This is a genomic window from Pseudoxanthomonas sp. UTMC 1351 (assembly GCF_040948865.1).
GTDB lineage: Bacteria > Pseudomonadota > Gammaproteobacteria > Xanthomonadales > Xanthomonadaceae > Pseudoxanthomonas_A.
This window is the reverse complement of record NZ_JAVGJT010000013.1, coordinates 1-15322: the sequence shown is the minus strand read 5'-3', so window position 1 is coordinate 15322 and position 15322 is coordinate 1. Positions and strand designations below refer to the sequence as shown.

At 60.7% G+C, this 15322-nt stretch carries 6 protein-coding genes; all 6 read left to right on the top strand.

Translation table 11 applies throughout. The annotated features are described in order from the left end of the window. Positions 1–104: 104 nt before the first annotated feature. The 6 genes from AB6O04_RS09995 (at position 105) to AB6O04_RS09970 (ending at position 14916) form a co-directional block, all read left to right on the top strand. Positions 105–1652 (top strand): hypothetical protein, encoded by a 1548-nt coding sequence (locus AB6O04_RS09995; protein WP_368563723.1) that lies wholly within the window; start codon positions 105–107, stop codon positions 1650–1652. 72 nt (positions 1653–1724) lie between these two features. Further along, a complete protein-coding gene (locus AB6O04_RS09990; RefSeq protein WP_368563722.1) occupies positions 1725–3263 on the top strand; it encodes a hypothetical protein in 1539 nt (512 codons plus the stop codon). A 140-nt stretch (positions 3264–3403) separates the two neighbouring features. Beyond that, the gene (locus AB6O04_RS09985) at positions 3404–9751 is read left to right on the top strand and encodes an Ig-like domain-containing protein (protein ID WP_368563721.1); all 6348 of its coding nucleotides are present in this window, start codon (positions 3404–3406) and stop codon (positions 9749–9751) included. A gap of 41 nt (positions 9752–9792) precedes the next feature. Then, the gene (locus AB6O04_RS09980) at positions 9793–14355 is read left to right on the top strand and encodes an RHS repeat-associated core domain-containing protein (RefSeq protein ID WP_368563720.1); all 4563 of its coding nucleotides are present in this window, start codon (positions 9793–9795) and stop codon (positions 14353–14355) included. A gap of 40 nt (positions 14356–14395) precedes the next feature. Further along, positions 14396–14605: a hypothetical protein gene (locus AB6O04_RS09975; RefSeq protein WP_368563719.1), complete on the top strand. Its 210-nt coding sequence runs from the start codon at positions 14396–14398 to the stop codon at positions 14603–14605. Positions 14606–14730: 125 nt separating this feature from the next. After that, positions 14731–14916 carry an LPXTG cell wall anchor domain-containing protein gene (locus AB6O04_RS09970; RefSeq protein ID WP_368563718.1) on the top strand — a complete coding sequence of 62 codons (186 nt, stop codon included), beginning with the start codon at positions 14731–14733 and terminating at the stop codon, positions 14914–14916. Positions 14917–15322: the final 406 nt, after the last annotated feature.

Here is a 15322-nt window from a genome sequence, read left to right as displayed (position 1 = left end):
AATGCAAGCGTCGTTTGTCCACGCGATTCCGCTCCACTCTATCCCCGTCCTATGTCATCGCTCTGCGCAGCGATGAGAAGTCAAACCGCTCAAGGAGTTTTGCTATGAAGCAGGTATCTTTCTCCGCTGTCCGCTTGCCGCTCGCAACGGCGCTGTCGGCGATCCTCATGCTTCCGTCAGCCTGGGCGATGGACAGTGGCAGTACCGGGGCCGATGGTGTGTTGAGCCCGACTTCCAACGTGGATATCCAGCTACCGGATTCGGGTGTGCTGAACTACACCACCGTCAACATTCCAGTCGGGGTGACGGTGAAGTTCATAAAGAATTCCGGCAATACACCGGTGTACCTGCTCGCAAGCGGCAACGTGACGGTCGCCGGCATAATCAATATCGCCGGCGCGGACGCCAGGCCGACCGGTACCTATGGCGACGGTGTACAGAACGATGATGGCCGCTCAGGCGAGGGTGGTCCAGGCGGCTATTCGGGTGGGTCCGGCGGGCGCGGCGACGCACAACAGCGTGTTGCGATCATTCGCGGTGGCGCCGGACTGGGACCTGGTGGTGGCCCGGGCGGTTTGGAAGGCGGCAATGGGTGCAGTCCAACCGCTGGCTACTTCAGGTACGTAGGTACAGGCGGCGCGTATGCCCAGAACACGTACAAGTACTACAGCACCTATAACTGCGCAGCAAATTACGGGCCCAGCGGAACAGCGTATGGCTCGGCATTGCTGCAGCCGTTGATCGGTGGTTCCGGCGGCGGCGGCGGCCGCGGAGGCACCACCTATCCTGGTTCCGGCGGCGGCGGCGGCGGCGGCGCCATCCTGATCGCCTCGTCCGGCACGTTGAGCATCACCGGAACGATCGATGCGAATGGCGGAGACGGCGGTGGCATCACTGGCGATGGCATAGGTGGCCAGGGCGCCGGCGGCTCGGGCGGTGCAATCCGATTGATGGCTACGCGGGTCGAAGGGAACGGCAAGCTGTACGCGAATGGCGGCTGTATCAATTACAACAATAGTCGCCGCCAATACTGCACGTATACCGGCCACAATGGCTACGGCGGTTCAGAGGGGCGGATCCGCATCGAGGGTGACGCTATCGCCTTCAACGGAACTTCGCAGCCTGCGCATGTCGCCGATACACCGGGTTCCGTCTTCATCGCCAGCGCCCCCGCTTTGCGAATCGTGTCTGTCGCGGGCACGGCGATTCCGGCAAATCCGACCGGCGTCGCCGACGTCACGTTACCGGCTTCGACCAGCCAGGGACCCATCCAGGTGGGCTTCGAGACGACCAACGTGCCGGTTGGAAACGTGGTGACGCTGCGCGTTACCCCAACACACGGAACACCCGTGGAAGCGATCAGTCCAGCGATAGCCGGATCCACGGCTGCAGGCAGTACTCAAGCGACCATCACGCTGCCTGCTGGTGCAAGCACGCTGCAGGCCACGACCACCTACACGGTCGTGATCGCTGCGTTGCAAGACGAGGCGCTCAGCGAGCGGCTCATGCGGCTGGCTGAGAACGAACGCGTCGAGAAGATCGAGGTGACTGTGGCGCTGGAGGGGGGCGCTACCGCCAGATTGTTCACTGCATCCGGCAAGCATATCGACTTGCCGTACGAGGCCGTTTCCGCTGTTGGTTTTCGCGGTTGATCGTTTTCCTGAGTCCATGTGGCGGCTTCCCGACCACATTTTGAATACGCCATTATTTTCTGGAGCTTCACCATGAGACACGTGCTTCCGCTGTTCTCCCGCGCCGCGCTGCTGGCGACCGTGACGGCTATATCCGGCATTCCGTCCGCCTTGGCGATGGATGCGGGCAGCACCGGCGCTGACGGCGCATTCAATCCGACGGTGAACACAGAAGTGCAGCTGCCGGAGTCGGGCATTCTGAACTACACCACGGTCAACATTCCGGCCGGGATCACAGTCAGATTCAAGAAGAATTCCGCCAATACGCCAGCCTATCTGCTGGCCAGCGGAGACGTAGTTATCGCGGGCAACCTTGATGTCGCAGGCGAAGACGCCAAGCCGACGGGCACATATGGCGACGGCATTCTTGGAGATGACGCTATTCCGGGCAGCGGCGGACCGGGTGGATATACCGGTGGACGCGGTGGGCGCGACGACACGCAGCAGCGCGCTGCGGTCATTCGCGGCGGTGCGGGATTGGGCCCAGGCGGCGGGCCGGGCGGCATCGAGGGAAATGATGGCTGTAGCCCGCTTGGTTACTACAAGTACGTGGGCATCGGTGGAGCCCATGCTGCCAACACTTATAGGTATTCGGGCGGCTGTTCCAATACCCCCTCAGCCTTCGGCAAGAACTATGGCTCTTCCCTGTTGCAGCCGTTGGCGGGCGGCTCTGGCGGCGGTGGCGGCCGTGGCGGTACTGCCTATCCCGGCTCAGGTGGTGGCGGTGGCGGCGGTGCGATCCTGATTGCATCGTCCGGCACGCTGAGGGTCACCGGCGCTATCAATGCACGAGGTGGCGATGGCGGCGGAATTCTGGGCGCCGGCATAGGTGGACAAGGGGCAGGTGGCTCAGGCGGGGCGATCCGCTTGATGGCCACCCGTGTGGAAGGCAACGGTTCCCTTCTTGCCGAAGGCGGGTGCATTCACTACAACAACAACGGCCGTCAACGCTGTACTTACGACGGTGGGAATGGCCAGGGCGGATCGCCAGGCCGTATCCGTATCGAAGCTGAAGCGATCACGTTCAGTGGCACTTCTGCACCGGCGTATGTCCGCGACATTCCTGGTGCGGTATTCATCGCCGGCGCACCAACGCTGCGCATTGTTTCGGTAGGCGGACAAGCGGTTCCTGCCGAAACAACCGGCATTGCCGACGTGGTGCTGCCGGCATCGGCCAGCGAAGGCCCGCTGCAAATCGGGTTCGAGACCAGGAACGTTCCAGTGGGCAACGTGGTGAATCTGCGTGCCGTTCCCGCCTATGGGACCGCCGTCGAAGCGGCGAGTCCGGCAATCGAAGGAACAGCGGCTGTCGGCACGGCCCAGGCATCGATCACCTTGCCCGCCGGTCCCAGCACGTTGCAGGCGACTACTACCTATACGGTGATCGTCGCCGCCCTGAATGACGAAGCGCTGGGCGACCGGCTTTCGCGGCTGGCACAGAACGAGCGCGTTGAGAAGGTCGAGGTGACTGTGTCTATGGATGGAGGCGCCACAGCAAAGCTGATTACCGCATCTGGCAGGAGCTTCGATCTGCCGTACACGGACATTGCCGCCGTCGGTTTCCGCGGCTAAGCACCGGCTACTCACGAGCAACTGGGGATACACGCGGTTAAGGACGCGCGTTCACGATGAGCCATACACCACCACCCGCTAGTGCGCGCTTAAGGCATGGATTCCTTCGACGGGCGACTGTCGGCGCTTTGGCTTTCGCCTTGTTGGCGATTGTCACGCCGCTCACATCGCCGGCGTCAGATCTGACGTTGCAAGACGGTGTGGTGGTGAAGTTTGGTGCCGACGCGCAATTGATCGTGCGCGACAAACTGGTGAGTGGTACGGACGTCATCCTGACTGGCGAGAAGGACGGGCAGGGCGGGGCGACGCCAGCGGCGGGCGACTGGCGTGGCATTCGGATGGAAAAGTCATCGGCGGCTTTCGGCGCGTCGTCTTTCAGCGACTTGATAATTCGCTATGCCGGTGCTGCACCAAACGGGCAGATCGGCGCCGCGTTCACGCTGCGTGGCGTCAGTCCGACATTGCAGTATCTGCAAATCACCGACAGCACAACCGGCATGCGGCTGCTCGACGGTGCCTCGCCGGCCGTCAATGGCTCCAGCTTCCTACGCAACGCCACGGGTATCGAGGCCGATGGCAACAGCAAGCCGGCCATCGGCAGCACCCAGTTCGTGGGAAATGCCAGCCAGGCCATCCTCAACAGGACGCCCGCGACGGTTATTCCCGCCATCGGCAACTGGTGGGGCCATTCCAGCGGACCGCAGGACCCGACCGGCAATCCATCGGGACAGGGCAATTCGGTTTCGGCGGGCGTCGACTACAGAAGCTATCTGACTGCCGTACCGTTGATCAATCCGACGCTGCGTTTGGCAGCGCCGGCCGCTTATTTCGAACAGACGAGCATTGCGCTTGAACTGTCGTGCGTGAACGCCACGGAGTTCCGTGTGGCGGAAAGCGGTGCGTTCAGTGGTGTTGCCTTCCAGCCCATGCCGAACGGGCGCGCGTCCATCGAATTCAATGTTTCTCCGGGCGATGGACGCAAGGCGCTGAGCGCGCAGTTCCGCGACCCCAGCGGCGCTATCGTCACCGCCAACCTCGACGGTGGGATCCTGATCGATACCCAGGCGCCGTCGGTGACGCTGGCCAATCCCGCGGCCGGCAGCCTGATCCGCGAACCGATCACGATAGAAGCCACCGCTTCGGACGCGGTGGGCGTGAAGCAGATGCAGTTCTTCCTCGGTACGCAGTCGCTGGTGATACGCACCGCGGCGCCCTATACCTACAACTGGAACACCGATGCGGTTGCCGACGGCAACTACATCATCAAGGCGGTCGCGACCGACGAAGCCGGCCGCACCGGTGAGCAGGCAGTCTCGATCACTGTGTCGCACAGCACCCCGACGCCGGATATTGAGGGACCGCAGCTATCCAATGTGACTGCCAACGGCGTGCCGCTGGCCGATGGTGTGATCTTCAGCAAGAGCACCAGCCTGACATTCTCGGCGACCGATCGCAGCGCCATCTCTCGGATCGAGATGCTGCTGGATGGCGCGCTGGCGGCTACCGCCAGCGGTAGTTCGCCCTATACGGTGCCGCTCAACCTGGACAACGTAGCCAACGGCGCGCATGCGTTGACGCTACGTGCCGTGGATTCGTTGGGCAATGTCGGCACCACCAACTATTCCATCACCGTCGCCCATGCCGCGCCCAATGCACCGGTGATCAGCCAGCCGGCCAATGGCCTGGTTACCCGCACGGCGAATCTGGCTGTTGCCGGCTCGACCGTTGCCGGCAACACCGTACAGATCGTATTGAATGGCCAGCCTGCGGGCGATCCCATCATCGCAACCAGCGACGGCAGGTTTACCGGCACGGTCACGCTGACTCCGGGCGAGAATCAGATTCAAGCCACGACCACCGATCAATACGGTACCAGTGCACCGTCCGCGGTTGTGCGGGTGACGCTCGATGCCACCGTGCCTGCGGCCCCGAACAATTTGGCGGCGGCAGTCGTCGGCGGCGGCAAGATTCGGTTGAACTGGACCGCGTCCAGTGATCCGAATGTCACCGCCCACGACATCTATCGCGCTACTACCGAGTTCGCTGCAATCGCTGAAGCGCAGAAGATCATCCGCGTGGCCAAGACGGCGACCGTTTACGAAGATTCTCCAGCGAGCGATGGCAGGTACTTCTATCGTGTCGTCGCGGTGAATTCCGCCGACACGCCCAGCGTGCCGACCAATGTCGCCAACGCGACGATCGACAGAACGGCGCCATTCGCCGAGAAGATCGAGTACGTGTCGCAGGGCGCTTACGACCCCACCACCCAGACATACGGTCAGGGCACCGTGCAGGTCGCGGTCGAGGTCAACGAGCCGCTGCTGGGTACGCCTTATCTGAGTGTTGTGCCCGAGGGTGGGCTACCGATCCCGGTAGACCTGATCAAGCAGGACGACACGCACTACACCGGTGTGTTGACGCTGCGGTCGGGCGCGGGTGCGGGAATTGCGAACGTGCTGTTCTCCGCGCGCGATGCGGTGGGCAACCGTGGCGACCAGATCAAGCAGGGCGGAACGCTGGCGATCGACACGATGGGCCCGGCGCTGATCATGATTACCTTGGACCCGGGTGCACCGATCGACGCGGAAGCGTCGCGCGATGTGCGCGCCACCTTTGCGTTCGACGAAGCCACCGCCAATGCCACTCCGCCGGTCGTGCAGTATCGACTGTCCGGCGCTGCACGTACACCGGTCGTGCTGAGCGGGCTACAGCAGCTGGCAGGTAACAGCTGGCGTGCTGACTTCCAATTGCCGCAGGACGCAGGTGCTGCTGCGGTGGAGTTGCTGAGCTTCGAATTCGTCGCGTCGGATGCGCTCGGCAACAGCGGATCGCAGGTGAGCGTGGCGAATCGATTCCAGGTCTACCAGGGTGATCTGCCTGCGCTCGATGTGCCGCTGGGCCTGAAGGCCACTGCATTGCCGGGCGGGCAGGTCAAGCTGGAATGGCAGCCTGTCGATGGTGCCACCGCATATCAGATATACCGCCAAGCACCCGGCGAGCCGCAACGTTCCACACTGGCACGCAGCGACAAGGCCGAGTACACCGATGCAACGCCGCAGGATGGCTTGTATCGCTATACGGTCGCGTCGGTGCGCAGCGGCAACGGCGCCGAAGCCATCAGTGGTGAGTCGCCGGTGGCGGAAATCGGCAGCAGCCGCACCGCACCGGGTGCGCCGCAGAATCTTCAGTTGAGCCTGACCAGCCAAGGCGTGCTGGCGTCGTGGCAGCCGCCGGTCGGCACCGCGCCGGCAAGTTATCGGCTTTACCGGGCTGCCAATTCGCCGATCACCTCGGTGACGGGCCTGACCCCGATCAAGCAAGGCATCCGGACCAGCCAAGCGGTCGATGCGTCGCCTTCGCAATCCGAACATGCTTATGTCGTCACCGCCATCGACAGCGCGGGCAACGAGTCGGCTATTTCCAATTCGGCCTATCTGAACTTCAGTCTGCTGCCGGTACGCAAGCTGGAAGTCGAGCAGGTGGGTACCGCGCTGCCGAAGCTGCGCTGGACGCCAAGCGGCAGCGGTGCAGTCGGCTACGACGTTTACGTGGGCGAAGGCGAAGCGCGATTCAAGCTCACGCCGGCGCCGATCACCGCCAACGAGCTGACCGACACCGGCTTCACCAGCGGCGAGCGCCGCTACACCGTGGAAGCCGTGGACGAGAACGGCCAGCGTCAGGCCCGCAGTCTGCTGCTGCCCAACCTGAGCACGCAGGTGGTTACCGGGCTGCCGCTGAAGCGCAACGTGATGAATCGCCTGGGTGTGCAGGTATCCAATCTGTCGGCCGGCAATCTGTCAGCTGCGCGTGTGGTGGTCACCATCGGTACGCGCCGCTTCCAATCCGAAGAGTTCACCCTGGCCGGCAACGCCACCAAGGTGATGCCGGTAATTGTGGGCGGCTATCCAGACCTGGCCAGTCCAGCCAACCTGGTGGTGGCGGTGGAAGACGTGCCCAATGAAGGCGAGCACGTGCGCTTGGGCGTGGAGCGGCAGGCCACCGTGGTCGACAGCGCGCTGGTAGTGGGCCTGGAGACCGAGAACTTCGTGCGCGGCGCGTCCGGTCAAGTGCGGCTCACCGTGGAGAACACTTCCGATGTGCAGATCGAACTGCTGACTGCCCGCAACAACGGCCGCGACGCCTCCAACGAGCTACGCCTGAAGTTGTTGGATGCCGACGGCAATCTGCTCAGTGCCACGCCCTATAAGCAGGTCACCGGCGCCGGCGTGATCACCTTGGCCAACGGCCATACGGTGGCACGCATCGCACCTGGCCAGCGCTATGTGTCGGATGCCTTCCTGATGCCGGTACCCAGCAGCAGCCCCGATCACGTCAGGTTGCGGCTGGAAGTGGATGCGCTGCGCTACAACACCGGTGAGCCCGAGCAGGTCTCCATCCCGGGCATGGGCAGTGAGCGTTCGTTGGCGCTGACCAACACGCCGTACTTTGGTGAAGTCACCAGCGTCAGTCCGGTGATCTCGTTCGGCACGCAGGACATCACCGTGCAAGGCCGCGCCATCGATCGTCAAAGCGGCGAGCCGGTTCCCAACGCGCCGCTGCGCATCGCGATCAATCAGGAAGGCTTCGAGCGTCTGGCCGATGTCACCAGCGACGAGACCGGCGCGTTCCGCTATGTGTTCAAATCCACGGTCACCGATTCGGGGCTGTACAACGTCGGTGCGATTCATCCGGACATGACCGACCGGCCGAAGCAGGGCCAGTTCACCATCAACCGTGTCGCGGTGACGCCGGGCACCTTCAAGGTGAACGTGCCGCGCAACTACGCCTACCGCATCGATTTCCGCGCCAGTACCGGCGTAGGTGCGCAAGCCAACAATCTGCGGGTGGTGTACGCATCGGAGTACCAGCAGAGCGGCGCGCTGATTCCGGGCATCAAAGTCGAATCGAACACGGTGTTGAACATCGGACCGAAGCAGAACCTGGCGCTGCCGGTTTCCGTGTCCGGCGACAACTCCGCGCCGCCCAGTGGCCGGCTGTTCCTGGCAGTAATGGCCGACGGAAACGATCAGCCGCTGTCGTTGTTGACGGTGGACTACACGTTGACCGAGGCGGTGCCGGCGTTGTTCGCCAGTCCGAATTATGTGGAGGCGGGCCTGTCGCGAGGCCAAAGCGTCATCGAGAACGTGGTCATCGAAAACAAGGGCTTCGTCGCCATGAGCGATGTCACCGCCGCCTTGGTCGATGCAGCGGGTAACCCGGCACCAGCGTGGATCGCCCTGGCCTCCAGTCCCAATCTCGGTGCGATCGCCATTGGCGAAAAACGCAGCCTGGACATTAGCGTAGCGCCGACCGCGGATGTAGCCGAGGGCGTCCACGAGTTCAAGTTGCGCGTGTCCGGCAGCAATCTGCCGCCGGAAAACATCAACGTGTTCGTGTCGGTCACCCAATCCGGACAAGGCAGTGTGCTGTTCAAGGCCGCCGACATCTATACCGCCACCCGCGACAAGAACGGCAACCTGATTCCGGGCCTGGCCGGTGCGCGCCTGGTGCTGCAGAACGAAGCGGTGATCAGTCAGAGCTACGAACTGACCACCGATGCCTTCGGCGAAGCGTTCTTCCAGGACCTTCCGGCCGGCAGCTACAAGTTCAAGGCCAGCGCCACCAACCACCAGGAAGCTTCCGGCCGATTCGTGATCAAACCGGGCTTGACCATCAACCAGTCGGTATTCCTGGAGTACACGCTGATCTCGGTGGAATGGTCGGTGCGCGAGATCACCATCGAAGACCGCTACGAGATCATTCTCGACGCCACCTTCGAAACCGACGTGCCCGCACCGGTGGTGGTCATCCAACCCACCAGCATCAACCTGCCGAAGATGGTGCCGGGCGAGGTCTATCAAGGCGAGTTGATCGTGACCAACTACGGGCTGGTCCGCGCCGATGGCGTGCTGCCGGAACTGCCGACCAGCGACGACTACTTCAAGTTCGAGTTCCTTGCACAGCCGCCGACCAGCCTGGAAGCCAAGCAGCGCGTGCGCCTGCCGTACCGGGTGATCGCCTTGCGCCGCTATGGTGAGGCGCCACCGCCGCCGGAAAGCGGTGCGCCGGCCACGCTGTCGTTGCCCGCGGGCCAGGAAGCAATGTTGATGAGCGCAAACACATCACCCGTGCCGGCCAGCGCCGCAAGCAGTCTGATGTCGACCACATCTTCGGCAAGCGGCACGGCAGGTTGCTATACCTACACCAATCGCTATCGCTTGCCCTGCAAGTACATCTGCGCCAATGGCGTTGAAAGTACCAACTGCGGATCGAACGCGACCTGGTTCTACGTTGAAACCACGCACTGCCCGACAGGTACCAACCCCGTCACCGGTGGTTCGGGCGGTGCAGGCGGTGGTGGATGGGGCGGCTCTGGTGGGCCCACCTATTCCGGTATGCCCGGTGTGCCGATATGCGCCAAGGGTAGCGGCGACTGTTACGAACCATCCAATAAGCAATCCGGTAGCGGAAACGAGGGCGGGGAATGAGGGCTTTATTCGTAGGGACGCGATCTCATGGAAGGCATGACATGACCTCCTCTGGTTTTTGTATCGGCCGCTGGCGGATCGCCTTGGCACTGTTGCTGATCCCGTTGTGGGCATCGGCGCAAGTGGTGTATCCGTTGGGCAGCAGCGGAAGCATGGGGTTGGGCAGTCCCAATGGCGAATTCACCGTGGCGCAGGACGATCTACGGGTAAAGGTGCCCGGCGGCTATGTCCGGGTTAATCGCGATTTCGATGGCACCCAGTGGGTATTCAACCGGCAATGGTCGGGCTTGGGTAATCCCTCCTATTACCAAGGAAGCTACCGCTCCATCGGCTCCTTCTTCACTTGTACGATTGTCGATGGCATCAGTAGCTGCGATACGACCGCGTCAGGGTCGGTGGCCGCCGGGTATTCGATGCAGCCGATTGTCCATGGCGTTCGCGTCCCCAATGATCCGAATTTCGGGCGCGAGGCCGATGGCCGCCCCAAGCTGCAAAGCAGTATCGAGGCCGTCGCGCGCAAGGGCGTAGGGTTCAGCCGCAGCAGCGACGGCACGTCCTACTTCAGCAGCAAGCATCCGCGCTTCCTTGTTCGTCTGCGCCAAGTTCCGGTGTTGGCGGCGAGTACGGGTCCGGACGCACATCCGAGTGCAGGCAAGCCCGGGCAGGGCGGCGCCGCTACCACCTTGATCGAGGGATATCGCTGGGTCGACCGCAGCGGCGAGTGGATCGAGTACGACAACTTCGGCCGCATCAGTAGCTACGGCGATCGCAACGACGTGCGCGTCTGGTTCCAGTATGGACGCCACGGCCAGATCGAGCGGGTGCTCGACGACAACGGCCGTACCGTATTCACCTTCCTCTACAAGGACGACGGCCAGTTCATCACTGAGGTACGTGACCATACGCCGATCGACGGTGTCATCCGTCGTGTCCAGTACCACTACACCGACAACGGTTACTTGAGCAGAGTGGTCGATGCGCGTGGCGGCGAGACACGGTTCGAGTACGGCCGCTCAACGGGAAGCATGCTGCCGGGCGGCAACGAACTTCCGGGTTCGGGCAATCCCGTGTACTCGATCACCAAGGTAACCGATGCGGAGGGCCGCGAGCTCAAGGTCGAATTTGGCGCCACCGAGCGCATCTCGAAGATCACCGCGCCGGATGGGGGAAAGACCGAGATCGAGTACGCCTACGACAAGCTGAAGAAAGAGTTCAGTACGACGGTCAAGTATCCCGAAACGTCCTCGGGACGCAGGGTCGAAACCCGGCGCTACGATGCCGAAGGCCGGCTCGTCTACCGTGATGTCAACGGCAAGACATTGTTGACTGCCCAGGGCGGTGGAAGCTCGATGAGCTACACCGATGAACGCGGCAGCACCGTCACCGTCAATCGTGACAACTTCGACGCGGTCACCCGTAAGACCAACTCCGACGGCACGACGATCAGCTACACCTATGACAGCGGGTCGCTAGACCTGAAAGAGGCCATCGACGAAGCGGGTGTGGCGACCCGCCTCAACTACGATGCCAAGGGTAACCTGACCAAGCTGCAAGCCGCGACCGGAAAGCCGGAAGAGCAAGTTACTGAGTATGAGGTCAACGCTAGGGGCGAGGCCGAAGTTGTGCGCCGGAAGGGTGGCCAGAATTCCGACGGCAGCACAAGCCAGGACGCCGAAATAGGCCTCAGTTACGACGCCAACGGCAATGTCAGCGAACTTGTAGATGGTGAAGGCAAGACTTGGGAGTACGAATACGATTCGCTGGGTAACCTGGTCCGCGCCTTGAATCCGCTGAATCATGAGTGGCGCTACACCTATGACGCCCACGGCAATCGCCTAACGGCTACTGACCCCAACGATCTGGTAACGCGCTACACCTACGATAGTACCGACCGCCTTCTGACGGTTACCGACCCGCGTGAGAAAATCTACCGATTGGAATACGACGCGGCCGGTCGGCCGCAGAAGGTCATCGACCCGACAGGCGCGGCTCTGACGCAGGAATACGATCCTGCTGGCCGGGTGATCAGTAGCTACGATTCGTTGAATCAGAAAGTACAGATTGCCTATGATGCGACGGATCGAGTGGTCGCGGTGACTGACGGGCAAGACAACATCACCCGCTTCGACTATTCGGATATCGATGGCACGGACCGTGGCAGCGATCTGGTAAGCCGGATCAACTATCCGACGTTGCAACGCCTACTCCGTTACAACAGCCGCCAAGGTGTGACGCAGATGGTCGAGGCCGTCGATGGCGACACGCGAACCACGACAGCGACATACGACCCGCGTGGCGCCGTTACTTCAACCGTAAATGCCTACACCAAGACCCAAAGCGCTAAGTACGATGCTTTTGGACGTCCTACCACTGGCACGAATGAGCTAGGGCATACGGTTAGTCTGGCCTACGACCATCGAGGCAACCTGATAAGCGCGACAGATGAGCTGGGGCATACGGTACGATTGGAATTTGATCGCCGCGACAAGCTGGTCAAGGAAACCAATGCCGAAGGCGAATCCACAAGCTATCGCTACGACGATGCCGGCCGCCTCCAAGAACTACAACGCCCCAACGGCACGCGGTTGACCTTTGAGTTCGATAGCGGCGGCCGGCTACAGACCCGCAAATCCTATCGGGCCGACGGAAGCTTAGAGCTTAGCGATGGGTTTACTTGGGATGACGGGAATCGCCTGACGGGATGGACCACCAACGCCGCCAGCAGCACCTCTACCTACGATGACGCCAATCGCCTACTTGGCGAGACCGTCACCATCGATGGTGTAGCGTTGACTCGTAGCTACACGTATCACCCTAACGGACAGGTCAAGACCTACACAGGGCCTGATGGGGCCACCATTACATATAGCTACGATGGCAATGGCGATCTGTCTCGAGTTGATATCCCCGGCGAAGGTTCAATGAGCGTGACCGAACGCCAGTGGACGGAGGCCAGGAAAGTGGTTCTTCCGGGCGGCACTGTGCAGGAAATTGAACGTAATGGTCTGCTGAGTCCTACTCAATTGCGGGTTAAACGCGCAAATCAGGTAGTCGTGTTCGACCAGCAAAGCAGCTACGGAAAGCTGGAGGAGTTGGTCAGTCGCACTACGCAAGGACACGAGATCGATTACACCTATGACGACGCCATGCGGCTGCGTGAGGCCGACCCGGCAAGCGGCGCCACTGAGGCCTTTGTACTGGATGCAGCGGGTAACCGCCTCAGCGACAACGTCGTGACGGATACTTGGCAGTACGACGACGCCAATCGACTGATTCAGCGCGGCAACGTCAGCTATCAGTATGATGCAGCGGGCAATCTGATCCGTAAGACCGATGCTTCGGCTGCGGAACCGCGACGTACTACACACTACGCTTACGATGGCTACAACCGCCTGGTTGAAGTCCGCGACGGAGCAGATCAGGTGGTGTCCCGTTACGCCTACAACCCGTTCGGCTATCGTCTGAGCAAGGAAGTTACCACCATAGGCGCGACAAACAGTGGAGCCATCGCGGGCAAGCGCTTGTTCTTGCAAGCGGAGGAGGGACTGCTAGCGGAAATTGCGGCAACCGGCGCTGTTCTGCAGACCTACGGTTGGCAACCAGATAGGAGCTATAGCACTTCACCATTATTCACACGTGTCTCTGGGACGTACTACTACTATCAGAACGATCCTTTGGGGCAGCCGCGACAGCTGATTGATCGTTCCGGTAATGTGGCATGGTCAGCCACCCGGATCAGTGCTTTTGGTGAGGTGACAACTGCTTCGGGAACGGCTGTCGAACAACCGTGGCGTTTTCCTGGACAGTACTACGATGCGGAAACTGGACTGCACTACAACGTGCATCGCTATTACGACGCAGATGTTGGCCGATATATCACAGCCGACCCGATAGGACTTACCGGAGGGTTGAATTTCTATGTTTATGGAAACGCAATGCCAACAGGACTCGTGGATCCATATGGCCTATGGGTCGAGTTTCCGAATACCGGAAGCTGGCTCGCCGATGCCACATTCGGTAGTGTTTACTGGGTTACGAATGGATGGTCGCCGTCTGATGCACTTGTTAACGGAGTTGCTGGATATGGCGATACCTTATCTTTCGGTGGTTCGCGGCTGATTCGTGAATGGGCCGATATTGGAGATGTGGATTACTGTTCAACGGCTTACGCGGTCGGCGAGGGTGCCGGCTTGGTGCATAGCCTCGCTTTTGGAGGCGCTCATCTGGGAAGGAACGCGTTGAATCAGATGGGAAAAAAAGGACTTACGCAGGGGCTGGATAGGTTGTTTAGTGATCCTCGTACTTGGGGGAGCGTGAGGGACACATGGAGTTTGGCTGCCGGAAACGGGAGCCGATGGTTACAGGCGAATGGGCAAAGTCTTCATCACTGGTTGGTGCCTCAACGATGGGGGAGCGTCAATGCTGGCTTTAACTATTTACCGATATCGGCGAAGTTTAATAGCTGGATGAACAATTCCACTGCAACGCGAAGCTTTGTCGAATGGGGCTTCAGGGCATCTGTACTAGGCATATATGGCGCACTTCCAACAACTATAGGTACAAAAATGACGGATTATGGCCCATCTGGCGATTGTGAATGCTAGTTAGAATGTTTGATGGAAAATATATCCGAGCAAGCAACTCATGAAGATTCAGACCCGAATTCGACAATCTGAGAACGCTGCACGCAGTGGCATGAAGCTGGTGCTTTTCTTTCTACTGCTTTCCGCTGGTGCCTTTCTTCTTGACATCTATTGGTTAGCGAAGTTGCTTTGTGGATTAGCCATTTTCTTCACAGTTGTGGCCCTATTTGAGCGCTGGAACGCACGGAGATTGAAGAAAGGAATGAGATGATTTTTCCTCCAGGTGTTAACGCTTTAGCGAACTCACCAGCGCACGTTACGGTTGCGCTCGCTGCGCGTATTTTTAGAAATCGTGAGAACTCGACCAACACGCTCTAATGAATACGCGAGGCTTAGATGAGAAACAGGATATTTGGTGACATCGGGATACTGTGGGGCGGCGGCATCGTGCTGACGCGGCTGCTTTCCAGTTCGCCGTCGGCGGATGCTGGCGCCTATCAAACGGGTCAGTCCGCGGCGTTCTGGTTCGGAGTGGTGATGCTTGGATTGGGGCTGTTCTACTTCTTTAAGAAGTCGCCTTGACGAGGTTGACGGGAGCTACGCAGGGGTCTGAGCGACCGCGTTGCTTTTGGACTTCAGCGATACGGATTTGCGAAACAGAGCAATTGAGGGTAATTGGCGGATTTCTGAGTTTGAGCGGAGGCGCTGAAGAGGTTTTGGTAGTTTGCGGCGTCCACATTCGTCGTTACAGAGCGGCATAAACATTGCACATGGTGGTCGGGTGTCGCGTTGTTCTTCGATGCGAAGTGCCAGGGGATTCAAGGCGTTCTGGGAAGAACGCGATCAGGGGTAAGGGATGGTTGGGGGCATAGAGAAGTACATCAGATCCGGGGTGGCGGCGTTGTGCCTGCTGGGGATATCGATTGCGCCGTTGGCGGCGCAGGAGTCCGTGTGCGCGCGCGTGAAGATCGAGATCAAGCAGGAGTTG

What these genes read in the sequence shown, in the direction of transcription:
- AB6O04_RS09995 (WP_368563723.1), top strand. Translation starts at nt 105, where the DNA reads ATGAAGCAGGTATCTTTCTCCGCTGTCCGCTTGCCGCTCGCAACGGCG.
- AB6O04_RS09990 (WP_368563722.1), top strand. Translation starts at nt 1,725, where the DNA reads ATGAGACACGTGCTTCCGCTGTTCTCCCGCGCCGCGCTGCTGGCGACC.
- AB6O04_RS09980 (WP_368563720.1), top strand. Translation starts at nt 9,793, where the DNA reads ATGACCTCCTCTGGTTTTTGTATCGGCCGCTGGCGGATCGCCTTGGCA.
- AB6O04_RS09975 (WP_368563719.1), top strand. Translation starts at nt 14,396, where the DNA reads ATGAAGATTCAGACCCGAATTCGACAATCTGAGAACGCTGCACGCAGT.
- AB6O04_RS09970 (WP_368563718.1), top strand. Translation starts at nt 14,731, where the DNA reads ATGAGAAACAGGATATTTGGTGACATCGGGATACTGTGGGGCGGCGGC.